Raw genomic sequence first — 24920 nt, 5'->3', positions numbered from 1 at the left:
CCAGCCTTCCGCAGCTTCTTCTTGGTCAATTAACCAGCTATCGTAGCCGTTCATTTCGCCACCTCCATGTCAAACGTTGTCTTAGTTACTGTTTCGGAGTACAATAGAACTCGAAAATAAATTTATTAAGCGTCTTTGCTGCACGGGTACTCCCAATACTCGAGCAGCTTTTTTCGTACTCAAATTTAGGCTTTAGCGATACTTTGCGTACTTCCAATTCGTTCAACCTCCTTAAATTTGTCAAAAAGATTATTCAATTCTTCAATCGTGATCTGTTTGTAAAGCACGTTTCCAATCCGGAATGTAAATTTCATCGTCTTCATCTCCTTAAATTCCAAACCAGCTAGCAACTTCATGACGCTTGAACCATAATGCAGTTAGCGCGCAGCCTACTATTGCTCCTTCAATCATTTTGAATCCTCCTTACGCTCGTATTTGATTGTCGGCCATCCACTTTTCTAAAGCTTTTTGTGAAAATGAATCTTTTGTACCCTTCTTGAAATGTGGGAATCCAGGCTGATAGTAATAAAAATCTTTTAATGTATCCACACTGCATCCAAGCATACTAGCAGCTTGCTGTTGGTTTAATCCCTGATCCGGTGTGTAATACTCCTTCACCAGCACTTCCAGTTGTGGCATGATTCTATCGGCTACCGCAACAGCTACAGCATCGATAAACTCAGCGTCGTTTTGCATTGAGATCATCATCTCTATCACTCCTTCCTATGTTTAACAACGCCATCTTTAAACCAATTTTTCATGCGCTGCTTAAGTTGATCTTGCATGGACAAATCAAAGCCACGACATACATATGCGATTAGGTTTAACAAGTAAAGCACTGCATCGAAACATTCAGCCACTAATTTCTTGGGATCATCAAAGTCATTTGGCTTCAAATCCTCTTTGGGTATCGTTAGTTCATCAAGTGAATCCTGAATAGCCGCTAGTGCTTGGCTTAATTCCGGCATAGTTTTAACAGCCATTGCTAATGGTTCCTTCATAATTCGGTCGCCATCAATTACCGGTGTCGTAACGCCAACAAATCGATGTGCCAATTCAATTGCAAAGAATTGATTTTGATTAGGTAATGCTGCTAGAAATGCTGGTACTGATTCTATTCGAATACGTGCCTGATCATGCCTTTGTTTGTAAATTAACGTTACCGAGTAGCCTACCTTGCCGCTCAGTTCAATAGGCGCTACGCTGTTGTGATTCATTACATCAGTCAACGTGCTACCCGCAAATACTGAGCTAGACTGTGTTGACATTCCATCACCACCTTTCAGTTTTATGGGTTTAACCTGAATTAAAAACGCCGGATAATATAATTAAGAGTTAATCATCTCGTAAAATTCGTTCCGGTCCCCGTCGTGAATCATGCCTATCAGTTCTTGAAGCTCGCCTTCCGACATCCAAAATGTCTTAGCATTAATCAGACTCGGCGACACTGCTGGAAGCAGTTCGATGATTGAATCGATAAGTTCACGTTTGCGATTTTTAATTGCTTGCATGTTGTCTCCTCCGTTCTTTGAAAAGTTAATAATTTTGTTCGCTCCTTATGCGATAATTAGCATAAGGAGGTGAATTACCGTGAGTAATGACACTTATTTATCTGCATTTCCTGCTAATCCCGCGCAAGCGCTTGCTATGGAGTACGTTAAAAATCAAGATCTATCTAACCTATCTCCTCGTGAAATTACTGCCTTGTACTTTGATACCTTCAAAGAAATTCGTCTTGCAATGAATTCAGCAACTCGAGATAAAGACGGCTTCTTTAAAGTAGAAAAAGACTAGATTCCCATATATGCACGATAGAATCCTGTGATGGCTGCCACCATTTCAGGATTTTCGTGTTCAATCGCCACTTTAATTTGAGCAATTAAATACTTAGTAGTTTCGTCACTCATTTTGCCGCCTCCTTAGTGAAGTTCGATTTTCGATACGTCTTAACTAAAATTTTTTGATGCTTCAACCCTAAGATGTCCTCAACTTGTTGTAACTCAGTAGCTTTAAATGGAACTGTTCCTTTTTCGCGTTGAAAATAATTAGATTTTCCACCCATATTTAAACAATCTGCCATATGTTGCATGGATATTTTTTGACTATTCCGTGCATCACGAATCATTTGAAGATTAACTTGATATTCCAACTTTTTATTCTCCTTTCCGTTTCGATTATCTCAACCACAAATTCAGTATACGTGTTTAAAATCGAAACGTCAAGGCTTTTTGTGTTTATTTTCGAAACATAAGGTATCTTAAAACGAAACAATGTTAAAATAACGTTGTTATAAAAGAAACGGAGGACGTTATGGCTGATAAAAACTTAGCAAGAAAAATTGTCGACCTTAGAGAGTCCGCTGATATCACCCAAGCAGAATTGGGTAGACGTATTGGATTAGATCGTTCGATAATGAATAAAATAGAAAATGGAACTAGAAAAGTTTCGAGCGATGAGCTCGCTAAATTTGCGGATATTTTCGACGTAACAACTGATTATCTGCTAGGTAAAAACAATACGCCAGAATGGGCTAACAAACAGGATACTATCGACATAGAAAAGTTTCTTAATGATAATGAAGGCTCAATGACCTATGGGGGTGAAGATCTTACTGAAGAAGAAAAACAGCAAGTGCGTGTGGCTATGGCAACAATATTCTGGAAACGCCACAAGCATGATTAGGAGTTGTACTTATGGATAGAGTAAAAGATATTGTTAAAACTATTGTCAACCGTTATCGCACAGCGGACCCGTTTGTAATTGCGGAAAAGCTTAACATACAAGTGGAATGGTGTGATTTTGGGGCAATGCCTCTGGGTAAAAATGCTTATGACAGCCAAGAGCCTATCATACTACTCAATAATTCTATTAAACACACGCCTACACAGTATTTCATACTCGGTCATGAGCTGGGACACGTTATATTCCATGAGGGGCTGATTGGGTACTACACTTCCGTTAAACATGGACATTCTAAGTTTGAACGTGAAGCTGATGAATTTTCAGTTGGATTGATGGGAATGTTGTTTATTGAGGAGAATGGCCATATTCCCTATTCATACAGAGAACTGTCCTATCAATACGGGGTACCATTCGACGGAGATTAATATCAATTAATTTGGAGGAATTTTCATGTCACTAGGTGACTTATTCAGAATAAGCGAATTTAAAAATACTATTCAAAAATCAAAAGTGGAAATTGTTCAATTAGAGGAAACCATTGATAAGCTGAAAAACCAGAACGACATTAAGCTATCATTACAGCAAATGAAGCCTGAACAACTTGAACAACTCATTAATTCTAAACGCAAAACACTTGATGAATTAGACAAACAGATTGATCTCGCTGACAAAAAGCGTATCAATGCACTATCTGAAATTGAGAAACAGTCTGACATGCTTAACGAAATAAAAGCCGACATTAGTGACCTTTCTCCTGATTTAGAAATGAGTTCATATGGCCTGTATCAACCGCAATATGACTTTTCTGATTCCTTAGGCTACAAGGACAGATTGCAAGAAATCCGTGATCAACAAAAAAATCTAATCAAAAATAAAGCTGCTTGTATTTTTAACAATCATTGGCAAGTCAACGGAAGCATAGCACAAGGAAGAAAGATGAATCGTAATAATATAAAGGCCATCCTTCGTAGCTTTAATAACGAATGTACAGATGCTATCAACAAAGTATCATATTCAAATTTTGATCGCATCAAAACAAGGATCATTCGCTCATTCAATCAGCACAATAAAATGTATGAAGTTGTTGAAATCAGCATGGTCAACAATTACTTACAGCTCAAATTGAAAGAACTTCATCTAGCTTTTGAGTACCGACAAAAAGTTCAAGAAGAAAAAGATAAGCTTCGTGAACAGCGAGCACGGGAAAAAGAAGAAAAAGCTTTGCAACGGGAAATTAAAGCTCAACAGAAAATGCTTAATAAACAGATCGATCATTACTCAAAAGCAATTCAAGAACTTCAAGAAAGACAAACTGAAGATCCTCGCAACGAGGGATTAATAGCCGAAATTGAAAAATTAAAGCAAAAACTAACACAATATGAAGATAAAAAGGCAGCGGTGGATTATCGAGAAGAAAACGCAACCGCCGGATATGTTTATATCATCTCTAATGTTGGGTCGTTTGGTAAAAATGTCTTCAAAATTGGTGTAACCCGCCGCTTAGATCCAATGGATCGTATCAACGAGCTCGGAAGTGCTTCGGTTCCATTTAAATTTGACGTACATGCATTAATATTTAGCGAAAACGCATACCAATTAGAATCTGAACTACACCAGCGTTTTTCACAAAAGCGTGTCAATATGGTGAACAACCGTAAAGAGTATTTTCACATTTCTATAAACGAAATTGAAGATGAATTAAAAAAATACAGCAATTTGACTGTAGATTTCAAAGAAGCTCCTGAGGCTGAAGAGTATCGAGAGAGTTTAGCTATTAGCACAGAATCAAAGCAATAATGTTATTGAAATTGGATTTGGGGAAACATTAATTTGGAAGGATATTAGGATGAAAAAGAAATTGATTTTTAGTGCCCTCGTGTTAGCGTCTTTAACGCTAGGGGCTTGCAGTAATACTAAATCATCACAACAAAACAGTGAATCAGCTTCAAATAGCGTGGCTGCCAAGAAGAAAGCCTCTGCTAAATTGGAATCCAAGAAAAAAGCAAGTTCAGAGAGCAAAGCTGACTCTGAAAGCAAAAAGAAAGTTTCTGAATCAAGCAGCAAAGCTGCTTCTATTAGCGTGGCTAAAGCAAGTTCAACTAGTGTAGCACAAGCTAATTCAGCCTCACAAAAAGCATCCAGCTCATCAGTAGCTGCTAGTTCATCTGTTGATCGAGAATCCTCGACTAGCGAAAATAGCTCATCAATTTCAATGGATGAACATACACTAACAGGATTTTTAAATAAATACGGAGTTTCACCAGTGTTATATAAAACACAGCATGGGATGTCTGAAAAGGAAGCTTTTGAAACTACCCCGGATTCAATGAAAAGTTCTGGCGAACTACAGACCCAATTTTTAAAATATGGAATAAAGTAATCAAGCTCATAACCAAGTAAAAGTTCTCCTTGGGCCTTCACGCGAGCGTAGTTCAACGGTAGAACACAATTGATAATGCTATATTTGTGGCGCCTCCACAGTTCCATTTATTAATGCAGGTTCGACTCCTGCCGCTCGCATTTAAAGCTTAATTGGACCTTTAGCTCAGTTGGTTAGAGCAGACGGCTCATAATCGTCCTGTCGTTGGTTCGAGCCCAACAAGGTCCATGATGCGAGTGTAGTTTAGTGGTAAAACGACAGCCTTCCAAGCTGTAGTCGCGAGTTCGATTCCCGTCACTCGCTTAGTACCCCATTATTGGGGTATATATTTTGAGTTTAAAAGAACATACGTTCAAATAATTTTAATTGGAGGAATGATGAGTATGCCACGACAATGGAAACCTTTAAAACGTCACCCTGGAATCTACGAATATGAAACAAAACGAGGGAAAAAATATGGGATTCGCCGTTCTTATACCGATATTAATCATAAATACCGCACTTGGAGCAAATCCGGTTTCACATCCTGGCGCGATGCTGACATTGAGTTAAAAAAATTCGAAGTAACACTTGGAACTGGGCAAATCACCGCATCAATTTCAGACGCAATTACACTTCAAGCTTACTTTGATAAAGTTCTAAAGCGAAATATCGACTTGAACCTTTGGCGACCAGCCACCATTACTCAGAAAAAAAACTACTGGAACAATCAATTAAAGCCTGTTTTTGGTAATCAGAAAATCAATGAAATCACTAGGCAAAGTTATCAAAATTTTATCGATCAAATGATCAAAGATGGTTATGCCAAAAATACTATTATTACAACCAATTCTGTAATGCAAATATTGATGAATGATGCTGCCCGGAATGATGTGATTGTGAAAAACAAGTTGAGTGGTATCTCAATTGATGGGGGTAAATCACCGTCATCAAAAACAATCACTGAAAAACAGTATAACCAACTCATGGCCGTAGCACCTAGTGTCTTGTCAAAGTATCAATACTGCATGTTAGCCCTTCTAACGCTCGGGGAACGACGTGAAGAACTTATGGGACTGCAATTCAGTTCTTTTAAGTTTTCACAATGGAATGACGAAGAAGTTTGCGCAATACAATTTAAGAAAGGGCGTACTAATGCAGAACCAGAAGGCGGTGACTTAAAGAATAACTCAAGCTACCGCACAATATATGTACGTGGCGAAATGCTCAATATTTGCCATTACGCCATCACCTATAGTCAAAATATTTATTCAAAGACACATAGAAACATTAATGATGAAAGTTTTTTATTTGTAAATGAAAAGACAGGTATGCCAATGGGAGTACAGCAAGCAAATAAGGTTTTGAATAAAGTGGGTGAAGCAGCTGGAATTCATATTACCCCTCACATATTCCGACATTACTTTGCTACCATGGCACTCACCAATGGACAAGTTGCAACTGATGTCATGCACTGGTTAGGCCACTCATCTTTGCAAATGACTCAAAGTTACACTCGGGAAAATGTTCGTGGTGCTCTTAATGTCTTTAATGGCATGGCTCCTACTCTACTAGGAGATTCAGACGATGAACACCAAAGTTTGTGAAAATTCTGGTACAAAAATTTATGTACCAGAATTTGTACCGGAATCGTATCGGGATGTACCTGATTCTATCGTAAATAAAGAACAAAAAAATCCGGAAACACCGTCATTACAACGATGTTTCCGGATTAATAACGCTACTCTAAGTATTTGACTACTTAAGGGTAACAACACCACCAACTTCTTCAAGCTTAGCCTTGATGTCGTTGGCTTCGTCTTCAGAAACGCCTTCTTTAACCATTGAAGGTACGTTATCAACAAGACCCTTAGCGTCTTTCAAGCCAAGACCAGTGATATCGCGAACGGCCTTAATAGCCTTAACCTTTTGGTCGCCTGATTCAGTTAATTCAACATCGTATGAATCCTTAGCTGCACCAGCATCGGCACCAGCAGCACCAGCAACAGCAACTGGAGCTGAAGCTGAGACATCGAATTCTTCTTCGATAGCCTTAACTAAGTCGTTTAAATCTGAGATTGATGCTTCTTTTAATGAAGCAATAATACTATCTTTATCAAAAGCCATTTTGTGTTCCTCCATTTAGGTGAAATTATATTTTTTTATTTGTCACACCGAACTCAGCCTAAGCTGCGTCTTCGTCGCCCTTTTCAGCAATCGCCTTAACAGCGTATGCCACGTTACGAACAGGTGCTTGTAACATATTAGCAATCGTAGCCAATAATTCTTCACGTGATGGCATCGTAGCGTATTCTTGAACTTCTTCAAGACTAGCAACTTTACCTTCGATGATACCACCCTTTAATTGAAGGGCATCGGCAGTCTTCGCGAAGTTAGCTAAAATCTTAGCTGGAGCAACTGGGTCTTCTTCAGAGAAGGCAACGGCAGTAGGGCCAGCAAAAACAGGTTTCAAGTCAGGATAACCGGCTTCGTCAGCCACACGTACCATGATTTTGTTCTTGATAACGCGCATCTTGACACCAGCTTCGCGTAATTGCTTACGCAAATCCGTAACTTGTTCAACAGTTAAACCACGGTAGTCAACTACGATGGCAGATACTGAACTGTTTAAAAGTTCAGTGACTTCTTTAACTTCTTGTGCTTTTTTAGCAACAGTTTCTTTACTCAACAGATTCACCTCCCAGAATTTTGGTTCAGGGATTTAAAAAAAATCCCTATGTCCACCAAGACATAGAGAAAAAACAATGTCCTCGGCAGGTATATTAAGGCTTTGCAGCCGCCTGAGTCTTAGGTAGAGATATAACTTAACCTCTAGTAATCTATCACAGAATACTGTCGGGGTCAATGTTTTAATTTTTCAATCCTTAGAAAGAAGCTAAGTCAACACGTACCGCTGGGGTAAACGTTGAAGTAACAACTAAGTTTTGAATGAACGTCCCACGTACTGAAGCTGGACGAGCTTTAACGATGGTGTCTTCAATGGTCTTGAAGTTACCAACTAACTTGTCAGTATCGAATGATGCTTTACCAACTGGTACGTGCACATTACCGTCACGGTCCGTCCGATAAGTAACCTTACCGGCTTTAGAATCGCTAACAGCTTTAGCAACGTCCATGGTAACAGTCCCAGTCTTAGGGTTAGGCATTAAGCCTTTAGGACCAAGTACACGGCCTAAACGACCAACTTGAGCCATCATGTCTGGCGTTGCGATTGCAACGTCAAAATCTAACCAACCGTCTTGGATCTTAGCAACTAAATCAGCTTCGCCGACAAAGTCAGCACCGGCTGCTTCAGCTTCTTTAGCCTTATCGCCTTTAGCAAAAACGATAACGGTTTGTTCCTTACCAGTACCATTAGGTAAAACAACGGCACCACGAAGTTGTTGGTCAGCTTGTTTAGTATCAACGTTCAATTTGAACGCAACTTCAACAGTTGCATCAAACTTTGCGAAATCCATTTTTTTAACCAAGTCTACCGCTTCGGTTACATCGTAAGCTTTGTCACGATCAACGAGCTTAGCGGCTTCTTGGTATTGTTTACTTTTCTTTGCCATCTAAGTGTTTTCCTCCTTGCAAATGTGGTTCAAACGGAGATTTCCTCCCACCTGACACATTCATTTTGATGAAGTGTCCGACATACTCTTCAGTACTGAATTAGCCTTCGACGGTGAATCCCATACTCCGAGCAGTACCTTCGATCATGCGCATAGCTGCTTCTACATCAGCTGCGTTTAGATCTTGCATTTTAGTTTCGGCGATTTGCTTAACTTGATCTTTGGTTACCGTAGCAACCTTCTTCGTGTTAGGTTCACCGGAACCGTGTTCAACACCAGCAGCTTTCTTTAAAAGAACGGCAGCAGGTGGAGTCTTAGTGATGAAGTCGAATGAACGATCTTCGTACACCGTAATCACAACAGGAATGATCATACCAGCTTGGTCAGCGGTACGAGCATTGAAATCCTTTGTGAAACCCATGATATTGATACCTGCTTGACCTAATGCAGGGCCAACTGGCGGAGCAGGTGTTGCTTTGCCCGCAGGAATTTGTAATTTAACAACGTTAGCTACTTTTTTAGCCACGAGACATTCCTCCTTAGTCCGTGATGTGGTAAATGGAGCTGAGTTTTGCTCCTCCCACGTGAACGTGCATACGTGACGCACGAAAGTCATTGTATCACATCTATTTTTCGTCCGCAATCGTTTTTGATTTATCCGGATATAAAAATTGCACGATTTGGCGATCAACCGCAAAGTTTTCATGTAACCGCGAGTGCCGCGCATTTTTACCATGCACGACAAACTCGTGGTACTGATCAACGGCCGGCTTCAGTAAGAAACGCAAGGATAGCGCGCTACTTAACGCCACCGCGCCGTCACTTTGGATATCATCACCAATGTTGCCAGCGATATTCAAATACGAAATCGTATTTGGCAGTCGTTGTAACGTCCGCAAAAAATAATTATAGACCGGCGTTGTTTTAGTAGGTCCACTCGCCGTCAACGGATGATGTTCAATCGGATACGTATTTTGACCGACCTCACTATCATTGAACGGGGCCCCAATCGTCACCACTTTGCGCACTTCTGGTAAATTCACCAGACGCGCCGCTGTCGTCAAATATTGAAACAAGACCACGCCGCCCATCGAATGGGCCACCAAATTAATGGTCTGAACATGTTCATGCGCAATCAAATATTTAACAACCGCTAAGACCCCGTCAGCTTGTTGCCGCACCGGCACGCGTGGCGTGGCAAAAACTAATTGTACCATCGGGCGATAGGCATCGAGCGAGCCGGTGACATGCGGATGATTATGTCGATCAATCATCACGACCAGTGACTTATTGGCAAACTGGCCCGTCACAAAGCGTTGTAACATGCCACCAAACGAAAAGCGATTGCCCGCATACCCCGGGATAAACAGGGTCACGGCACTGTCATCCGCCGATTGCGGTTGCGGCGAAGTCGCGAGATGTTGGGGGCGCCCATATTGCCAAAATTTGTAACCAATCCGGCTGAGCACCGCCACAATGATGATGCCGATGATGATTAAAATCAAAATTGCCAAGATTGGCCACCAGCTTACTTAATTATTGAATTTGATCAACTTGGTCGAAGTCTAATTCGGTACTCGTTTCACGGCCGAACATGTTGATGTTAACTTTTAACTTCATCTTTTCAGTATCGATTTCAGTGACTTCACCAGTCAACCCAGAAAAGGCGCCATCAATGATAGTAACTTGTTCGCCAACTTCAACGTTTAATTCGGTATGACGCGCACTCATCCCTAATTGATGTAAGATATTTTCGGCTTCTTCTGGTAATAATGGTGTCGGCTTACTACCTTGGCCATGTGAACCTAAGAACCCAGTAACTCCAGGGGTATTCCGGACAATGTACCAAGCTTGGTCAGTCATGACCATTTCAACTAAGACATACCCAGGAAAGACTTTTTTCATTTCAACTTTGTCTTTCCCATTCTTAACTTCATGCGCTTCTTCTTCAGGAACAACGACGCGGAAGATGTTGTCTTCCATCCCCATTGATTGGGCCCGTGATTCCAAGTTAGAAGCAACTTTATTTTCATAACCAGCATAAGTATGCAAGACATACCATTGTTTTTCGACAGATTCGACCATGATTAAACTCCTTTGAGAATGTGTTAATTTTCGACAAAATAAAAAAACCTCGTGAACACGAGATTTTCTCTTCAATAACGTTATTATACCAAAATTCTCGCCAAATAGCTATTAATGAAAAGACGTTAATAGATTTAACAAGTATTGGATCAACCAGTCAAACAAGGCAAAGAAAGCGGCGAAGAACAAGGACACTGAAATAACAGTCCATGAATCACGACGGTTTTCTTTCCAAGTTGGCCAGGTGACTTTTTTCATTTCTTGTCCAACTGAACCAAAGAACTTAAATAAGCGCATTTTTTATCCCCCTACCGCGTTTCACGATGAAGTGTATGTGTTCCACAAAATTTACAAAATTTCTTTACTTCTAAGCGGTCAGTTCGATTAGGGTTGGCATCAATCGTGTAGTTCCGTGAACCGCACACCGTACATGCCAGCGCAATTTTTTTATGAGCCATCGACACTACCTCCATAATTAATCAGGATTAACAGTATCATGGAAAATTGCAACTGTCAATTTTTGGTTGGCGCGGCCGCCACGGCGGCTGGAATTACCGCTGACGCCCAACGGCAAGTTACACCTACTACCTAACTCATCAATAACTGCCGTAACTTCCGGCGGCACCGGTCAGTGGCATTCGTCACTGGGGCGAGCTCGACTTGTAGCATCGTGGCAATGCCTTGTGGTGACATGCCACTTAGTAGTGCCCAAAAAACTTCGGCTTCAAAGTTTGAACAAATGCGGGTGAATTCGGCGACGCTGTCGTGGACGTGAATCACATCAATGGCCGTGTAATTGGTAACTAGGACTTCTTCTAAGGGTTCTTCATCTTCCATATCTAAGGACACAACGTCTTGATCTGGTTGGCGTTTTTTAGCTTGCGTGCGCCGAATCAAGTCAATAATTTGATTGTTGAGCAACAAGCGGTAAAACGCGCCAAAACTACACGCGTGTTGGTGGTCGTACTGTCGGGCCGCGCGATGAATCGCAATGCGGGCTTCTTGTAACCAATCATCATCATCAAAATTACGAATAAAATATTGGTGACGTAACCTTAAAACTACCGGCAAATAACGTTCGGCCAAGAGCATGATACTGTAATCATCCCCTCTGGCTGCTAACGCAATCAATTGCTGTTCAGTCAAAATGGTCTTCCTCGTTTCTGAAATTTCAGAACCGCACCCCCTGAATCTGTGAAACCAATATACCCGCGCTTTCCCGGTAGTACAAGCGAACAGGCGTTTTTATTTGCACCCTAAAAACTAGTTGATTTTCTCAGCAATTATCAAAGATTATTAAAGTTATTCAATTATTATTAAATTCGCCATTTATCCATTAATGGCGGCGTTTATCGTGGTCGGCTTCCAATTGGCGGCGGTATTGTTCCAACGCCGATAATTGGCGATCATCCCAGGGCGACTTGCGCACCGAACCGCGGTCTTGGCTGCGTAACGCCGTGTGTCGAACTTCTTTCAACGCTTGATGCACCCGTTTGCGGAGTTCCAAGGCCGGAATCCGTAAAGCGCCTTCGGAAAAGATGACCCATTGTTCGGCTTGGTCACTCGTTGCCACGGTCACTTGTAAGACCCGGGATTGCTTTTCAGCCGCATATTTTTCAATGTAACTGTCCGCCGTCTGGTCTTTACTCGTCCACACGATTTCTAAGTCGGCTTGCCGATAACTCTTAGAATTTCCCGGGACATACATCGCATCAAAAATAACACTAATATTTAAACCAGTGATTTTCTTATATTCAGTCAAAACATTCAACAACTCATCACGCGCATCGGGTAACCGATTGGCTTGCTTGAGTCGATTGAGTTCTGGCCAATTACCAATCATATTATATGCATCCACAATCAATAATTGTTGTTTCATAATTATTTACCGAGGGGATGGCGGGACGTATAGCCTTGATAAATTAAGAGGCTGGCGGCCACACTGGCATTCAAGCTCTGCACGTGGCCAATCATTGGAATCGTCAACATTTCATCGACACTCTTTTTAAGTAATGGTGAAATTCCTTTACCTTCATTCCCAATAATCAAGCCCACGGCACCACTGGCATCCCATTGGCGATAATCAGTGCCATTCATATCAGTCCCGAAAATCCACAACCCTTTTTCTTGGAGTTGTTTTACCGTTTGAACTAGGTTCGTGACCCGAACCACTTTGACATGTTCAATCGCACCAGTGGACGTCTTGGCAACCGTACTCGTCAAGCCCACCGCGCGCCGTTTTGGAATAATAATCCCATGGGCGCCCGCGGCATCGGCCGTCCGCATGATTGACCCTAAGTTATGGGGGTCTTCGATATTATCTAAAATCAAGAAAAATGGCGGTTCTTGCTTGGCTTCAGCAACCGCGAATAAGTCGTCGATTGACGCATATTCAAACGCGGCCACCCCAACAGCGACCCCTTGATGATTCGCGTTATCGGTCAGGCGGTCCAACTTTTGTTTCGGCACATATTGGACGATTAAATTCCGCTTTTTAGCGATTTTAGCAATATCGTTTAAAACATCGGCTTGTAAGCCGCTTTGAATAAACACTTTATTGATTTGTTGGTCGCTCTTAATCGCGGCCATGGCAGGATGACGCCCAATCACAAAGTCCGCCGTTTCCGTTTCATTTTGGTTCCGTTCATTAATTGACATTCGAAACCCTCCCTTCATCAACTTGTTCAATACACCAGTGCGCTAATGCCGCAATCCGTTCCGTTTGGCCGGTCAATTGTAAATAGCCAAAGACGGCTTCAAAGCCGGTGGAAACCCGATACGTGAGCACATCGGTATGCTTGGCCGACGTATGACTCTTGGCATTACGGCCGCGCTTAAAGACATCCACTTCCGTATCCGTCAATACGTTTTCCGCTTGCATCCGTTCAATCAAAGCGGCTTGTGCCTTAGCTGAAACGTAGTGCGTCGCGTGGTGGTGGAGCTTGGTGGCCTTAGTAAAGCCTAATTCAATCATATGTTGGCGAATAAATGGTTCGTACACGGCGTCACCTAAGTACGCCAAGGCAATCCCATTTAATTGTTGGTAATCAACTGTCATATTATTCCTTTCTAAACCGCACACCCTGAGGCGTATCTTCTAAGATAATCCCCTGAGCTTTCAAATCATCACGGATTTGATCCGCTTTAGCAAAATCTTTGTTTTTCCGGGCTGCTTGCCGTTGGTCAATCAAAGCTTGAATATCCGCATCGGCCAAGGTTGGCGTCGCTGCGGCAAATTTGACGCCAAAGACACTTGCTAACTGTTCTAAGGCCGTCAGTAGTGCTTGGAGCGTCGTCGTTTGGACCGTGGTTTGCGCGGCATACACATTCGCCAACTTGGCTAATTCATAGACGGCGGCAATCCCATTTTGCACATTGAAGTCGTCATCCATGGCGGTAACAAAGTGATCGGTCAACGCTGTGAGTTGTGCTTGAATATCGGCATCGTCACCGTCAAGGGCGTCATTTAAGCGATAAGTTAAGTTACGATACGCATTTTGAAGCTTACTCAAGTTATTTCCAGCTTCATCCAAGTTCTTTTGACTATATTGAATTGGCCGCCGGTATTGGGTCGTCGCCATGAAGAACCGTAAGATTTGCGGGTCGATTTGTTGCACGATATCATGCACCGTCACAAAGTTACCGAGTGACTTACTCATCTTTTCGTTCTCATCACCGACCGTGACGAAGCCGTTGTGCATCCAATAGTTGGCAAACTTAGTCCCGGTCTTGGCTTCACTTTGGGCAATTTCGTTTTCATGATGCGGGAATTCTAAGTCTTGGCCGCCACCGTGAATATCAAAATTATCGCCTAAGTACTTCGTCGACATGACTGAGCATTCGATATGCCAGCCCGGGCGACCTGCCCCCCATGGAGATGGCCAAGAAATTTCATCGGCTTTCGCCGTTTTCCAAAGGGCAAAGTCGATAGGGTCTTCTTTACGGTCGGTTTCTTCATCGGCCGTATGTTGACTCGCGCCGACTTCCAAATCATCAATCCGTTGATCGGATAATTGACCGTAGTTTTTAAACTTGCGGGCGCGATAGTACACATCCCCCGCTGATTCGTACGCATAGCCTTTGTCGATTAAGACTTTAATAAAATCAACAATTTCCGGAATGTTTTCAGAGGCGCGCGGATGCGCCGTTGCTGGTTCAATATTGACCGCGGCGGTATCCGCCATAAACGCCTTGATAAACCGGTCCGCAATCGCGGGCACCGTTGTATGGTCGGCCTTAGCCCGTTTAATCATTTTGTCGTCAACATCGGTAAAGTTCGACACGTAGTCCACCTTGAAGCCCCGATATTCGAAATAGCGGCGAATCGTATCAAAGGCAATGGCCGAGCGGGCGTTCCCAATATGAATATAGTTATAAACAGTCGGCCCACAGACGTACATTTTTACCACTCCAGGGGTAATCGGTTTAAACGGTTCTTTTTGGCGGGTCAAAGTATTAAAAATATTGATCAAAGCTCACCAGCTCCTTTCGAGTTAAATCTTTCATTATTCTAGCTCAGTTTGATTAAATGACCCGGTCCAGTCCTAGTGAACACCATCGGGCCATTAATTCACATTTAGTCATAGTTTACCATGCCAGCCGATAGATTAAAAAAAGACTGCTAAAATTTCTTCACTAACGCGTAGGCCATGATAATTTTCCAAATAAAAACGCCCTTTGTACCAAGGCACAAAAGACGCTCTTTAGGCGGTTAAAACTTATTTAGATAATTCGGCGATCATCGCATCGAGATGCTTCATCGTCGTTTCGCGGCCTAATAATTCAATCGTTTCTGGCAATTCAGGACCGTGCATTTCGTGAGAAACGGCAATCCGGATTGGCATATACAATTGACGACCTTTAATCTTCGTATCTTTTTGGATACTCTTAATAGTCTTTTGAATAGCCGTGGCTTCAAAGACATCAACGTCTTCAATCCGCTTACGGAATTCTTGTAAGACCGTCAAAGCAGTATCAGCTTCTAACTCAGCCTTCGCTTCGTCATCAATATCGGCGGGGCCGTTGAAGAACAAGTCCGCTAAGTCCACGATTTGACCCGTGAAACTCATTTGGTTCTTGTACAATGAAACTAACGTCCGCGTCCATTCGATTTGATCCATGGTTGGGCGTTGTGGTAAGCGACCCGCCTTGATCAATTGACGAATTGACATCGCAAAGACTTCATTTTCGTCAGCCTTCTTGATGTATTGGTTGTTAACCCATTCCAACTTCTTGCCATCAAAAGCAGCTGGTGATTTGCTCAAACGTTTTTCATCATACATCTTGATAAAGTCGCGCTTGCTGAACAATTCGTTTTCACCAACTGGTGACCAACCGAGTAAGATAATGAAGTTTAACATGGCTTCTGGCAAGTAGCCCAATTCACGATATTGTTCGATGAATTGTAAGACGGTTTCATCACGTTTACTTAACTTCTTACCGGTTTCGGTATTAATAATTAAGCTCATATGGCCGAACTTCGGTGGGTTCCAACCAAAGGCTTCATAAATCATTAATTGCTTAGGGGTGTTGGCAACATGGTCATCCCCACGGAAAACGTGGCTGATTTGCATCATGTGGTCATCAACGACAACGGCAAAGTTATACGTTGGCATCCCGTCACGTTTTTTAATGACAAAGTCGCCACCGACCGTCTTGGATTCAAAGGAAACTTCCCCTTTAACCATGTCATCCCAAGCATAAGTTTGGCCTTCGGGGACGTGGAAACGAATAACTGGCGTGATACCAGCCGCTTTGGCGGCCGCAATCTTGGCTTGTTTTTCGTCTTCACTCATCCCAGCGAATTCGTAAACATAATGGGGCATTTCTTTACGGGCTTTTTGGGCTTCACGTTGGGCCGCTAATTCATCTTCCGTCATGTAAGATTCATAAGCTTTGCCTTCATCGATTAATTGTTGAATCAATGGGTCATAAATGGACTTCCGTTCAGATTGACGATAAGGGCCAAAGTCGCCACCCTTATCCGGACCTTCATCCCAGTCAATTCCTAACCAAGCCAAGTTATCCATTTGGCTCTTTTCACCGTCAGCGACGTTCCGCTTTAAATCGGTGTCTTCAATCCGCAGAATAAACTTTCCTTTATTATGCCGGGCAAATAAATAGTTAAACAATGCTGTCCGGGCATTACCAATGTGTAAATGGCCAGTTGGACTTGGTGCGTAACGCACACGAATCTTGCTCTTTGCCAATGTGATTAACGCCTCTTTCGTTTTTTTATCAAACTTTTAGTTACTAGGCGGTTTGACGCGCCCTAATTTCAGTCGCAAAACCGAAACGTATGCCGAAAATTCCAACATACACTGCCTTTCCAGTTTACAATGTTTGCACTTAAAAATAAAGTTCTAACCTTGATTTCGGGTAGTTTCTTGGCGTTAGGCTTGCCGCAGTTGGTTGCGCGTAACTCCATCCGCCTTGGGACCGGTCCAAGCCTGAGAAACGTCTTGAACCTCACTTTCGAGCCCCCAACCCGGTCTCAAAAGATGTCCGTGGTGTAAACGGCCCAAAAACAGCCGTTAACGCCACCTGCAGGGCGGATTCCGTTACGCGCAACCAACTGCTAAATTCTATTTAATGAAAAATATTCCGCCACGCTCAACCTTATGCTTAATTTAGCCGGTCACTAAGTTTCAAATCATTAAAAATACACCAGCAGCAATCGACTGCCAATAGTCCCGCATCGATGAAAGCTGCCTTCTCCAGATTTCATCGTTAGGCGGCATACAGCGCTACACGCAATTTGAATTTAAGCCTAAAAATAACGTCGATACATCCTGTAATAGATATATCGACGTTATTCAGTTCAACTTAATTCAATCATTAATCAAAACTGCGCACCCGGAAGTCCAGCAGTCAGTGTGAACGTGCTGAAAGTGCGCTTAGTCGAGTGATCTCCTCGGCTTAGAGCACCGGCATCTTTCAAGGTTCTTGCTTAATGTCAGTTACTAACAGCTAGTTACTACCCTCGAAAATATTCAATCACAATTTCATAGACTTACGTTATTTTGAAACTGAGCCGAGATTAGCAGTTGGCCAACCGTAATGGAATCGTCCTGAAAGTGGCGTTAACGGGCGTTTTTTGCCCGTTTACACCACGGACGTCTTTTGAGACTTGCTTTTCAGGCTCAAAAGCGAGGTCCAAGACCGCTCCTCAGGCTTGGACCGGTCCCAGGACGATGGAATTACGGTTGGCCAACTGCGACAATAACCAACTTCAAGATTCGCGGGTTTGGCGGAGCTTGAAAGTGAGGTTGGCGAACGCTGACTGCTGGACTGGCGAGCCAACAAACGCGGCCAGCCCCCTATCGAAATAGTGGCTGGCCGCGTATCAATTATTTGTGATTGTTGTTCTTGTGACTGTTGTTGTGGTTATTGTTGCCGCTGTGCTTGTTGTCGTTACTGTCGGCGTGATCAGGAATACCGCGGTTGGCGTGGGCCAAGCGGGCGAAAATCATGCGACCGGCATCGGTTTGTAAGGCACTGGTGACGACGACATCGACTTTTTCGTTGATGTAGAATTTCCCATCTTCGACCACGACCATCGTCCCATCATCCAAGTAACCAACCCCTTGTTGGCGTTCGCTCCCATTTTTAACGACCATCACGTTCATTTCTTCACCCGGAATGACGCGTGGCTTTAAGGACTTGGCCAATTGGTTGATATTTAAGACTTGGACATTTTGGAATTCGATGACTTTGTTTAAGTTGTAGTCGTTAGTGACGATGACCCCGTTGACCTTTTTGGCCAATTGAATCAACTTACTATCCACTTCCGGAATATCTTCAAAGTCGCCTTCATACATTTCAACGGGAATAATATTTTCATTTTGTAACTTATTCAAAATATCTAACCCGCGCCGACCCCGGACCCGTTTGATGCTGTCCGCTGAATCGGCAATGTATTGCAACTCGTACAACACAAAGTTTGGTACTAATAAAGTACCTTCTAAGAATCCCGTTTTTACTAAGTCGTAAATCCGACCATCAATTAAAATATTCGTATCTAAAATTTTATAATGATGGTAGTTCTTATCTGGTTGCGCATCCGTAATCTCCGGACTCGCTTCGGCGTCTTTTTCGCCCCGGCGACGGAAATTAAAGACTTTTCGCCATTCGTCGATTCGCGTCGTTCCCACGCGGGCACCGATATAACCGAAAAACAGCATCAAGATTATTGGGACGACCGTGTTCAATAAGAATAGTGGACTGCGATTGAATAATTGCGAAATCAGAACCGCGATCAATAACCCAATAATAAACCCAACGCTCCCAAATAATAAGGTCATAGGATTTTGTTTCGATAAATTCTTTTCAACTCGGTCAACTAAGCGAATTGCCGCGTTTGCGAGGAATAGCGAAAGCACCCATAACAACAATGCCCCCAACAAAAAGTTGGTAAAAATATTATTTAACAACGCATTTGGTTGCGACCAAATAGTCGTCCACAGAAACGGTAAGTACGTTAACCCTAACGTACCCCCGACCACGATGAACACTAGTCGCACCGTTAACTTCTTCATGGCGTCAGCCCCTTTTATTAATTAATTTGTTGGTTGTAAAGCGAGTTGCAACGCTTCTTTTAACGTTGCGACTCCCACCACATCAATCCCTTTTGGAATATCCCAGCCTTGTAAATTGTTCTTTGGTACGAAAATCCGTTTGAATCCCAGCTTGGCCGCTTCGCCGACCCGTTGTTCAATACGGTTGACCCGTCGAATTTCACCCGTCAAACCAACTTCACCGACGAAACAATCACTCGGTTGCGTTTGTTGGTCGCGATAACTGGAAGCGACACTCATGGCGATGGCCAAGTCAATCGCTGGTTCGTCTAATTTAACGCCACCGGCAGCTTTCAAATAAGCATCCTGATTTTGTAACATTAAACTAGCCCGCTTTTCCAGCACCGCCATAATCAGTGAGACCCGGTTATGGTCCAAACCACTCGCCGTCCGCTTCGCATTACCGTAAACGGTCGGCGTAACTAGCGCTTGAACTTCAACTAAGATGGGCCGCGTCCCTTCCATCGAAACAACGATGGCCGAACCAGTCGCATCCTTGAGCCGCTCTTCCAAGAAGATTTCGGATGGATTGGCAACTTCTTGCAAACCGTCGGACCGCATTTCAAAAATGCCTAATTCGTTAGTCGAACCGAACCGATTTTTCACTGCTCGCAAGATGCGGTACGTATGATGAAGATCCCCTTCAAAGTACAAAACGGTATCCACCATATGTTCCAAAATCTTCGGACCAGCAATCGCGCCGCCCTTAGTCACGTGCCCAACGATAAAAATCGTAATGCCATTGGTCTTCGAAATTTGTAATAATTCCGCTGTGATTTCACGAATCTGCGAAACCGAACCAATCGCGGATTGCACATCGGGCTCTTGCATCGTTTGCACCGAATCAATGACCACATATTGTGGCTTGGTTTCTTCAATCGTCGTACGAATATTGGTCATATCGGTTTCGGGATACAAATAAAAGTCTTCGCTATCGACATTCAAGCGGTCCGCGCGCATCTTAACTTGCGACGCACTTTCTTCACCCGTTACATACAAGACGGACCCACCCGTTTCGGCGAGTTGACCAGAAACTTGTAATAACAAGGTCGACTTCCCAATCCCGGGGTCCCCACCGATTAACACTAAGGAACCCGGCACGACGCCACCACCTAAGACGCGGTTGAATTCACGTAACTTAGTTTGGACCCGCGGTGTTTTCGTTAATGAAACTTCTTTTAAACGTTGCGGTTTGGCCGTTTTACCGGCAAAGCTCACGCGGGATTTACGATCTGGTTTCGTATCAAACCGTTCTTCCGCTAAGGTATTCCATTCACCACAGTTAGGACAACGACCTAAATACCGTGGGGTCGCATAACCACAATTGGAACAAACAAATTGGGTTTTTACTTTGGCCACATCAATTTCCTCCAATTCTCTGCCTAACAAATGATTAAATATACATAACTATATTCTAACATTAATGCGCCTGAAAGCCGTTAAATTAACTTGGCTTAACTATTTTTTTACCTATTTACCACTCGACCCAAAACCACCGTTACGCGTCGTTTCAATGGCCGCTTCATCCGTCGCCGTCAAATATGGGGTAAAGATGCCTTGGCCGATGCGTTCGCCCTTTTTAATGTGGACATCCCGAATCCCCATGTTGATTAATTGCAAGAAAATTTCGCCTTCATTATTATCATTATTGTAATAATCGGCATCAATAATCCCAATCCCGTTTGGCAAAATCAAGTTGCGTTTCAAGGGGTTACTTGACCGGTTCGCCAACATTAAATATTCATCATCATTCATAAATGCTTTAATCCCAGTTGGCACTAAAAAGGGCTTCAAAACTTTGGCAGCCGCATCTAAATCAGCCGCACTACTCGTTTCACCATGTTTCAATTGCCATAAAATTTTAACAAAATTCAATTTCCAAATTGAAGGTAATGTAAAGTCCGTAGCGGCTTCAAAGTCATACCCCGCCGCCTTTTTCGTTGTCCGATAAGGAATATGCAATCCCTGTCCCGCATACTTACTAACAATTTCAAATCCACGTGCCATGTTTATTCCTACTTTCTTGGTTGCATGTTTGCCGCCTCCAGCCGGACACAACTCCGCTGTGGGGCAACCCGCAGGAGCCAAAAAGCGGTCTCCTACGGCGGTTGGATGCCTTGCCAAACCCACAAGTCATCCAACACGGCCCCGGGACTAAGCGAGCAAACAACACTCGCCAAGTCCCGTTTCACAACGCAATTGTGCCCGGCTTCCGGCTAACTAACCACATTGTCATTAATTTAATTTCACTTAATTCATATCATTATCTTTACGTTAATACGTGTTAACTCATTTCTAACAATATATCAAAATCGAATAATCCATCTGATAAAGTATCAATAATCCTGAAACAGTATTCACTGACTAACGTTAGCAAACACGATTTTATCAAGATTAGCTGCCGGCGACTGACTGGATCGCCGTGTCGATTTTCTTAGGCGGCGGGTTGGACCACCTTAGAAAATGGGCCGACTTGGAAGACTTGCGGGTTGGGTAAGGCTTCCAAGCGCCCTGGGGACCGCTTTTTGGCCCCAGGTCTGCCCCACCGCGATCCAGTCAGTCGCCGGCAGCGGCAATCACATCAAAAGCTTCTCGACAGTGTTAATATTTTACCATACTTTCAACCGGGAGTTTCGTTGACAAATCGGGCATTTACCGGTTTAATTACCTTAGTTATAAAACCCTTTACAAGGTGGTGACAGCAATGGAATTCACGCGTGAACCGCACCGGTTTTATTTTAACGATGCGGATGGTAAATTAGCTGGTGAAATTACGTTTCCCGCCATTAATGATGAACAGACGTGGGTCATTGAACACACTTTTGTGCGCGACGACTTTGGTCATCAAGGCTTAGCGGGACAATTGACAATGGCCGTCGTGGAAGCGGCGCGAGCCGAACATAAGACGATTAAACCACTCTGCACTTACGCTAAAGCGTACTTCGATCGTCACCCAGAAGTCGCCGATGTTTTGGACACACAAGCCTAATTTTGGAGGAATTTGCAAACATGAATCAGGATCAATTGAAACAATTAGTCGGGCAAAAAGCTGTTGAATTTGTCAAAGATGGGATGTATGTCGGTCTCGGAACGGGTTCCACCGTTAAATTCATGGTCGATGCCCTTGGTGAACGGGTTCAAAAGGAACATTTAAACATTGTCGGGGTCTCCACTTCCGAACGGACCGCGGCGCAAGCTAAAAGCTTAGGCATTCCAATGAAATCCGTCGATGACGTTGACCACCTAGATTTAACCATTGACGGCGCCGACGAAATTTCGGCGGACTTCCAAGGCGTTAAAGGTGGCGGGGCCGCCCTCCTATGGGAAAAAATCGTGGCCATTAACACCGACAAAGTGATGTGGATTGTCGACGAGAGTAAAATGGTCGACCAACTCGGGGCCTTTGGCTTACCCGTTGAAGTGATTCCTTATGGGAGCAAACACGTCTTCGACAAAATGGCCGCCCGCGGCTATAATCCCGTTTTCCGTAAAGTGGACGGCGAATTTGTCCGGACTGACTCTAATAATTATCTCATTGACTTGCACATCAATCCGATTACCGACCCCCATGCGCTCGCCGAAGACTTAATTCACATGGTCGGTGTCGTGGAACATGGTTTATTCTTAGACATGGTCAACACGGTCATCGTCGGCCATGAAAACGGTCCCGAAGTTATTCAAGCCCGGCCATAATTTTTTTACTAACCGATAACTTGCTCGGTCGTCCTTAAACCGATACAATTAGAATTAGATTAAAGGGAGCGTGATTTTTTGAGTAATGCAGTAAGTTTGGATCAAATCGCCAAATTTCAAGCCGATTTAGATTCACGAGCCGATGCGAAAGTCATCGAACGCAGTGTCACCAAGAACGGAATCTTAGCTAGCAGCCAAGATATCCAAGCTATGAGCCAAACCACCCCAGTTTTTTCCATTGATTTGGATACCGGTAGTGTGGCGAACCAAAAGCAAAGTGGCCGTTGCTGGATGTTTGCGGCCTTAAACACGATGCGGCATGCGTTAGCTGACCAATTCAAGTTGAAGGATTTTGAATTATCCCAAAACTATACGTTCTTCTGGGACAAATTCGAAAAAGCAAACTACTTCTATGAAAATGTCTTGGCAACCGCTGACCAACCAACTAGCAGTCGTAAAGTGGCTTGGTTAATGACTACCCCACAACAAGACGGTGGTCAATGGGATATGTTAGTTGCCATCATTCAAAAATACGGGATTGTACCTAAGAGTGTCATGCCCGAAACTTACAACAGTTCAAAGTCCGCTGAAATCAACAGTACTTTGAACTTGAAGTTACGCAAAGACGCCGTGGAATTACGCGAATTAGTCGCGGCCAAGACGTCCGCTGACGAAATCGAAGACCGCAAGAACAAGATGTTGAATGAAGTTTACCGGATGTTAGCTTATGCCTTTGGCGAACCCGCAACGAAATTCGACTGGGAATATCGCGATGATGATAAGAACTATCACATCGACAAGGGCTTAACCCCTAAGACGTTCTTCGACAAATACATTGGCTGGAACTTAGATGATTACGTTTCAATCATCAATGCCCCAACCGATGACAAACCCTACAACCACACTTACACGATTGAGATGTTAGGTAACGTGTTGGGCGGTCGCCAAGTGAAACATTTGAACGTTTCCATGGCCGACTTCAAACAACTCGCCATCAAACAACTTCAAGCTGGCCAAAGTGTTTGGTTCGGTTGTGATGTTGGTAAGTCCTCTGACCGTCAAAAAGGCGTTATGGCAACCGACGTTTATGGGACCGACGAATTATTCGACGTGGACTTAGCTATGTCTAAAGCGGAACGCTTAGACTACGGTCAAAGTCTGATGACCCATGCGATGGTTATCACCGGGGTCGACTTAGTAGACGGCCAACCAACTAAATGGAAGGTTGAAAACAGCTGGGGCGATAAAGTCGGTGAAAAAGGCTTCTTCGTCATGAGTGACGCTTGGATGGACGAATACTGCTACCAAGTAGTCGTTAACAAACAATTCTTGCCAGCTGAACTCAAAGCTGCCCAAGCAGAAGAACCAACGGTCTTAGCACCATGGGATCCAATGGGTGCCTTAGCTTAACTTAATTTAATCAAGTATGTAAAAGCCCTTCGCGTTTGCGAAGGGCTTTTTTGCTGTGGTCGCCGGCGGTTAGAAGCCTTCCAAAAACCAGAAGTCTCCTAACACGGCCCATGTTCTAAATGAGCAAAAAACACTCATTAAGAACATCGACACAGCGTCATTCCTACTGCCTTCCGACTATCAGAGTATTTACCACAAGGCCCGTCTTTTCAAAACATTGGTGAACATGCTTTCACAAACAGCACGCCAACTCACTTCAGTTGCTGATGAACCAATTAATCACAACTTTAGCGATTTCATCGCCGTGGTGCCCCGTTTTCTCATGGTTAAATTCATTCAGTTGTGGGCAAGCGGTAATGGAAGCGGCCGTACAAGTGGTGTAAGTTCAATGCTTGCAGTCACACTTACACCACCAACATCTTTGAAGACTCTTTCCTAAAGTCGGTTATTAATAGCTAGTTTTTGATTAAACCATCCACGATCAATAATATTCAACCGCAATTTCATATGCTTAACATTACGCCAAGAATGAGCTGAAAT

At 43.3% G+C, this 24920-nt stretch carries 31 protein-coding genes, 2 tRNA genes, 1 pseudogene and 1 other annotated feature; of the genes and pseudogenes, 12 read left to right on the top strand and 22 right to left on the bottom strand.

Going from position 1 to position 24920, the window contains the following annotated elements:
- Window positions 1-185 precede the first annotated feature (185 nt).
- The 4 genes from DY78_RS16840 to DY78_RS15185 form a co-directional block, all read right to left on the bottom strand.
- Entirely contained in the window at window positions 186-314 is a 129-nt protein-coding gene (locus tag DY78_RS16840; protein WP_134144313.1) for a hypothetical protein, read from the bottom strand.
- A gap of 109 nt (window positions 315-423) precedes the next feature.
- The gene (locus tag DY78_RS15195) at window positions 424-708 is read right to left on the bottom strand and encodes a helix-turn-helix domain-containing protein (RefSeq protein WP_011101089.1); all 285 of its coding nucleotides are present in this window, start codon (window positions 706-708) and stop codon (window positions 424-426) included.
- A gap of 5 nt (window positions 709-713) precedes the next feature.
- A complete protein-coding gene (locus DY78_RS15190) occupies window positions 714-1268 on the bottom strand; it encodes a hypothetical protein (RefSeq protein ID WP_024623929.1) in 555 nt (184 codons plus the stop codon).
- Window positions 1269-1328: 60 nt separating this feature from the next.
- Window positions 1329-1511: a hypothetical protein gene (locus DY78_RS15185; protein WP_024623928.1), complete on the bottom strand. Its 183-nt coding sequence runs from the start codon at window positions 1509-1511 to the stop codon at window positions 1329-1331.
- 79 nt (window positions 1512-1590) lie between these two features.
- Between DY78_RS15185 and DY78_RS15180 the strand changes: the two genes are divergently transcribed.
- Window positions 1591-1794, top strand: coding sequence for a hypothetical protein (locus tag DY78_RS15180; protein ID WP_024623927.1), 204 nt, complete (start codon window positions 1591-1593; stop codon window positions 1792-1794).
- Window positions 1795-1903: 109 nt separating this feature from the next.
- Here the strand turns inward: DY78_RS15180 and DY78_RS15175 are convergent, their stop codons facing one another.
- On the bottom strand, window positions 1904-2149 hold the full coding sequence (locus DY78_RS15175) for a helix-turn-helix transcriptional regulator (RefSeq protein WP_024623926.1): 246 nt from the start codon (window positions 2147-2149) through the stop codon (window positions 1904-1906).
- A gap of 161 nt (window positions 2150-2310) precedes the next feature.
- On the opposite strand from DY78_RS15175, the gene DY78_RS15170 reads away from it, so the two are divergent.
- The 8 genes and pseudogenes from DY78_RS15170 to DY78_RS15140 all read left to right on the top strand — a co-directional run bounded on the left by DY78_RS15170 (window position 2311) and on the right by DY78_RS15140 (window position 6648).
- Window positions 2311-2682 carry a helix-turn-helix domain-containing protein gene (locus DY78_RS15170; protein WP_056993544.1) on the top strand — a complete coding sequence of 124 codons (372 nt, stop codon included), beginning with the start codon at window positions 2311-2313 and terminating at the stop codon, window positions 2680-2682.
- An 11-nt stretch (window positions 2683-2693) separates the two neighbouring features.
- The gene (locus DY78_RS15165; RefSeq protein ID WP_056993543.1) at window positions 2694-3107 is read left to right on the top strand and encodes an ImmA/IrrE family metallo-endopeptidase; all 414 of its coding nucleotides are present in this window, start codon (window positions 2694-2696) and stop codon (window positions 3105-3107) included.
- A 25-nt stretch (window positions 3108-3132) separates the two neighbouring features.
- A complete protein-coding gene (locus DY78_RS15160; RefSeq protein ID WP_024625371.1) occupies window positions 3133-4479 on the top strand; it encodes an SNIPE associated domain-containing protein in 1347 nt (448 codons plus the stop codon).
- Between the two features lie 49 nt (window positions 4480-4528).
- Window positions 4529-5062, top strand: coding sequence for a hypothetical protein (locus DY78_RS16280; RefSeq protein WP_156404138.1), 534 nt, complete (start codon window positions 4529-4531; stop codon window positions 5060-5062).
- A gap of 41 nt (window positions 5063-5103) precedes the next feature.
- Window positions 5104-5202 (top strand): annotated as a pseudogene (locus DY78_RS16275).
- Between the two features lie 14 nt (window positions 5203-5216).
- A tRNA-Ile gene (locus DY78_RS15150) sits at window positions 5217-5290 on the top strand.
- A 4-nt stretch (window positions 5291-5294) separates the two neighbouring features.
- A tRNA-Gly gene (locus tag DY78_RS15145) sits at window positions 5295-5365 on the top strand.
- Between the two features lie 80 nt (window positions 5366-5445).
- Window positions 5446-6648: a tyrosine-type recombinase/integrase gene (locus tag DY78_RS15140; protein ID WP_024625373.1), complete on the top strand. Its 1203-nt coding sequence runs from the start codon at window positions 5446-5448 to the stop codon at window positions 6646-6648.
- Between the two features lie 151 nt (window positions 6649-6799).
- On the opposite strand, the gene rplL is transcribed toward DY78_RS15140, so the two are convergent.
- The 17 genes from rplL to DY78_RS15060 all read right to left on the bottom strand — a co-directional run bounded on the left by rplL (window position 6800) and on the right by DY78_RS15060 (window position 21284).
- Window positions 6800-7168, bottom strand: a complete 369-nt coding sequence (gene rplL, locus DY78_RS15135) for a 50S ribosomal protein L7/L12 (RefSeq protein ID WP_024625374.1) — start codon at window positions 7166-7168, stop codon at window positions 6800-6802.
- A gap of 58 nt (window positions 7169-7226) precedes the next feature.
- Complete coding sequence (rplJ, locus tag DY78_RS15130) at window positions 7227-7730, bottom strand: 50S ribosomal protein L10 (RefSeq protein WP_024625375.1); 504 nt, start codon at window positions 7728-7730, stop codon at window positions 7227-7229.
- Window positions 7731-7758: 28 nt separating this feature from the next.
- Window positions 7759-7872: a sequence feature (ribosomal protein L10 leader region), on the bottom strand.
- A 54-nt stretch (window positions 7873-7926) separates the two neighbouring features.
- Window positions 7927-8616 carry a 50S ribosomal protein L1 gene (gene rplA, locus DY78_RS15125; RefSeq protein WP_024625376.1) on the bottom strand — a complete coding sequence of 230 codons (690 nt, stop codon included), beginning with the start codon at window positions 8614-8616 and terminating at the stop codon, window positions 7927-7929.
- Between the two features lie 100 nt (window positions 8617-8716).
- Entirely contained in the window at window positions 8717-9142 is a 426-nt protein-coding gene (rplK, locus tag DY78_RS15120) for a 50S ribosomal protein L11 (RefSeq protein WP_003637772.1), read from the bottom strand.
- A 100-nt stretch (window positions 9143-9242) separates the two neighbouring features.
- On the bottom strand, window positions 9243-10130 hold the full coding sequence (locus DY78_RS15115; RefSeq protein WP_024625377.1) for an alpha/beta hydrolase: 888 nt from the start codon (window positions 10128-10130) through the stop codon (window positions 9243-9245).
- A 22-nt stretch (window positions 10131-10152) separates the two neighbouring features.
- Window positions 10153-10701 (bottom strand): transcription termination/antitermination protein NusG, encoded by a 549-nt coding sequence (nusG, locus tag DY78_RS15110; protein WP_024625378.1) that lies wholly within the window; start codon window positions 10699-10701, stop codon window positions 10153-10155.
- Between the two features lie 111 nt (window positions 10702-10812).
- Window positions 10813-10998: a preprotein translocase subunit SecE gene (gene secE / locus DY78_RS15105; RefSeq protein WP_024625379.1), complete on the bottom strand. Its 186-nt coding sequence runs from the start codon at window positions 10996-10998 to the stop codon at window positions 10813-10815.
- Between the two features lie 11 nt (window positions 10999-11009).
- Window positions 11010-11159, bottom strand: a complete 150-nt coding sequence (gene rpmG / locus DY78_RS15900; protein ID WP_081754365.1) for a 50S ribosomal protein L33 — start codon at window positions 11157-11159, stop codon at window positions 11010-11012.
- Between the two features lie 130 nt (window positions 11160-11289).
- On the bottom strand, window positions 11290-11847 hold the full coding sequence (locus tag DY78_RS15100) for a sigma-70 family RNA polymerase sigma factor (protein WP_024625380.1): 558 nt from the start codon (window positions 11845-11847) through the stop codon (window positions 11290-11292).
- 190 nt (window positions 11848-12037) lie between these two features.
- Complete coding sequence (locus tag DY78_RS15095; protein WP_024625381.1) at window positions 12038-12580, bottom strand: NYN domain-containing protein; 543 nt, start codon at window positions 12578-12580, stop codon at window positions 12038-12040.
- Window positions 12581-12582: 2 nt separating this feature from the next.
- Window positions 12583-13359: a 23S rRNA (guanosine(2251)-2'-O)-methyltransferase RlmB gene (gene rlmB, locus DY78_RS15090; protein WP_024625382.1), complete on the bottom strand. Its 777-nt coding sequence runs from the start codon at window positions 13357-13359 to the stop codon at window positions 12583-12585.
- On the bottom strand, window positions 13349-13759 hold the full coding sequence (locus tag DY78_RS15085) for a Mini-ribonuclease 3 (RefSeq protein WP_024625383.1): 411 nt from the start codon (window positions 13757-13759) through the stop codon (window positions 13349-13351). Before DY78_RS15085 ends, rlmB begins: the two co-directional genes overlap by 11 nt.
- Before the next feature lies 1 nt (window position 13760).
- Entirely contained in the window at window positions 13761-15173 is a 1413-nt protein-coding gene (cysS, locus tag DY78_RS15080; RefSeq protein WP_024625384.1) for a cysteine--tRNA ligase, read from the bottom strand.
- Window positions 15174-15419: 246 nt separating this feature from the next.
- Window positions 15420-16910 carry a glutamate--tRNA ligase gene (gene gltX, locus DY78_RS15075; protein WP_024625385.1) on the bottom strand — a complete coding sequence of 497 codons (1491 nt, stop codon included), beginning with the start codon at window positions 16908-16910 and terminating at the stop codon, window positions 15420-15422.
- 1140 nt (window positions 16911-18050) lie between these two features.
- Window positions 18051-19238 (bottom strand): PIN/TRAM domain-containing protein, encoded by a 1188-nt coding sequence (locus tag DY78_RS15070; RefSeq protein ID WP_024625386.1) that lies wholly within the window; start codon window positions 19236-19238, stop codon window positions 18051-18053.
- Window positions 19239-19259: 21 nt separating this feature from the next.
- Entirely contained in the window at window positions 19260-20636 is a 1377-nt protein-coding gene (gene radA, locus DY78_RS15065; protein ID WP_024625387.1) for a DNA repair protein RadA, read from the bottom strand.
- A 111-nt stretch (window positions 20637-20747) separates the two neighbouring features.
- The gene (locus DY78_RS15060) at window positions 20748-21284 is read right to left on the bottom strand and encodes a dCTP deaminase/dUTPase family protein (protein WP_024625388.1); all 537 of its coding nucleotides are present in this window, start codon (window positions 21282-21284) and stop codon (window positions 20748-20750) included.
- A 697-nt stretch (window positions 21285-21981) separates the two neighbouring features.
- Between DY78_RS15060 and DY78_RS15055 the strand changes: the two genes are divergently transcribed.
- The 3 genes from DY78_RS15055 to DY78_RS15045 all read left to right on the top strand — a co-directional run bounded on the left by DY78_RS15055 (window position 21982) and on the right by DY78_RS15045 (window position 24380).
- On the top strand, window positions 21982-22266 hold the full coding sequence (locus DY78_RS15055; RefSeq protein ID WP_024625389.1) for a GNAT family N-acetyltransferase: 285 nt from the start codon (window positions 21982-21984) through the stop codon (window positions 22264-22266).
- Between the two features lie 20 nt (window positions 22267-22286).
- On the top strand, window positions 22287-22970 hold the full coding sequence (rpiA, locus tag DY78_RS15050) for a ribose-5-phosphate isomerase RpiA (RefSeq protein ID WP_024625390.1): 684 nt from the start codon (window positions 22287-22289) through the stop codon (window positions 22968-22970).
- A gap of 78 nt (window positions 22971-23048) precedes the next feature.
- Window positions 23049-24380, top strand: a complete 1332-nt coding sequence (locus DY78_RS15045; protein WP_024625391.1) for a C1 family peptidase — start codon at window positions 23049-23051, stop codon at window positions 24378-24380.
- Window positions 24381-24920 lie beyond the last annotated feature (540 nt).

The sequence above is a fragment of the Lactiplantibacillus fabifermentans DSM 21115 genome (assembly GCF_000498955.2).
Lineage (GTDB): Bacteria > Bacillota > Bacilli > Lactobacillales > Lactobacillaceae > Lactiplantibacillus > Lactiplantibacillus fabifermentans.
The sequence above is the reverse complement of the archived record's forward strand: the minus strand, read 5'-3'. Positions and strand labels throughout refer to the sequence as shown.

Coding starts and splice junctions, on each gene's coding strand:
- DY78_RS16840 (WP_134144313.1), bottom strand. CDS start 314: ATGAAATTTACATTCCGGATTGGAAACGTGCTTTACAAACAGATCACG.
- DY78_RS15195 (WP_011101089.1), bottom strand. CDS start 708: ATGATGATCTCAATGCAAAACGACGCTGAGTTTATCGATGCTGTAGCT.
- DY78_RS15190 (WP_024623929.1), bottom strand. CDS start 1,268: ATGTCAACACAGTCTAGCTCAGTATTTGCGGGTAGCACGTTGACTGAT.
- DY78_RS15185 (WP_024623928.1), bottom strand. CDS start 1,511: ATGCAAGCAATTAAAAATCGCAAACGTGAACTTATCGATTCAATCATC.
- DY78_RS15170 (WP_056993544.1), top strand. CDS start 2,311: ATGGCTGATAAAAACTTAGCAAGAAAAATTGTCGACCTTAGAGAGTCC.
- DY78_RS15165 (WP_056993543.1), top strand. CDS start 2,694: ATGGATAGAGTAAAAGATATTGTTAAAACTATTGTCAACCGTTATCGC.
- DY78_RS15160 (WP_024625371.1), top strand. CDS start 3,133: ATGTCACTAGGTGACTTATTCAGAATAAGCGAATTTAAAAATACTATT.
- DY78_RS16280 (WP_156404138.1), top strand. CDS start 4,529: ATGAAAAAGAAATTGATTTTTAGTGCCCTCGTGTTAGCGTCTTTAACG.
- DY78_RS15140 (WP_024625373.1), top strand. CDS start 5,446: ATGCCACGACAATGGAAACCTTTAAAACGTCACCCTGGAATCTACGAA.
- rplL (WP_024625374.1), bottom strand. CDS start 7,168: ATGGCTTTTGATAAAGATAGTATTATTGCTTCATTAAAAGAAGCATCA.
- rplA (WP_024625376.1), bottom strand. CDS start 8,616: ATGGCAAAGAAAAGTAAACAATACCAAGAAGCCGCTAAGCTCGTTGAT.
- nusG (WP_024625378.1), bottom strand. CDS start 10,701: ATGGTCGAATCTGTCGAAAAACAATGGTATGTCTTGCATACTTATGCT.
- secE (WP_024625379.1), bottom strand. CDS start 10,998: ATGCGCTTATTTAAGTTCTTTGGTTCAGTTGGACAAGAAATGAAAAAA.
- rpmG (WP_081754365.1), bottom strand. CDS start 11,159: ATGGCTCATAAAAAAATTGCGCTGGCATGTACGGTGTGCGGTTCACGG.
- DY78_RS15095 (WP_024625381.1), bottom strand. CDS start 12,580: ATGAAACAACAATTATTGATTGTGGATGCATATAATATGATTGGTAAT.
- rlmB (WP_024625382.1), bottom strand. CDS start 13,359: ATGTCAATTAATGAACGGAACCAAAATGAAACGGAAACGGCGGACTTT.
- DY78_RS15085 (WP_024625383.1), bottom strand. CDS start 13,759: ATGACAGTTGATTACCAACAATTAAATGGGATTGCCTTGGCGTACTTA.
- DY78_RS15070 (WP_024625386.1), bottom strand. CDS start 19,238: ATGAAGAAGTTAACGGTGCGACTAGTGTTCATCGTGGTCGGGGGTACG.
- DY78_RS15060 (WP_024625388.1), bottom strand. CDS start 21,284: ATGGCACGTGGATTTGAAATTGTTAGTAAGTATGCGGGACAGGGATTG.
- DY78_RS15055 (WP_024625389.1), top strand. CDS start 21,982: ATGGAATTCACGCGTGAACCGCACCGGTTTTATTTTAACGATGCGGAT.
- rpiA (WP_024625390.1), top strand. CDS start 22,287: ATGAATCAGGATCAATTGAAACAATTAGTCGGGCAAAAAGCTGTTGAA.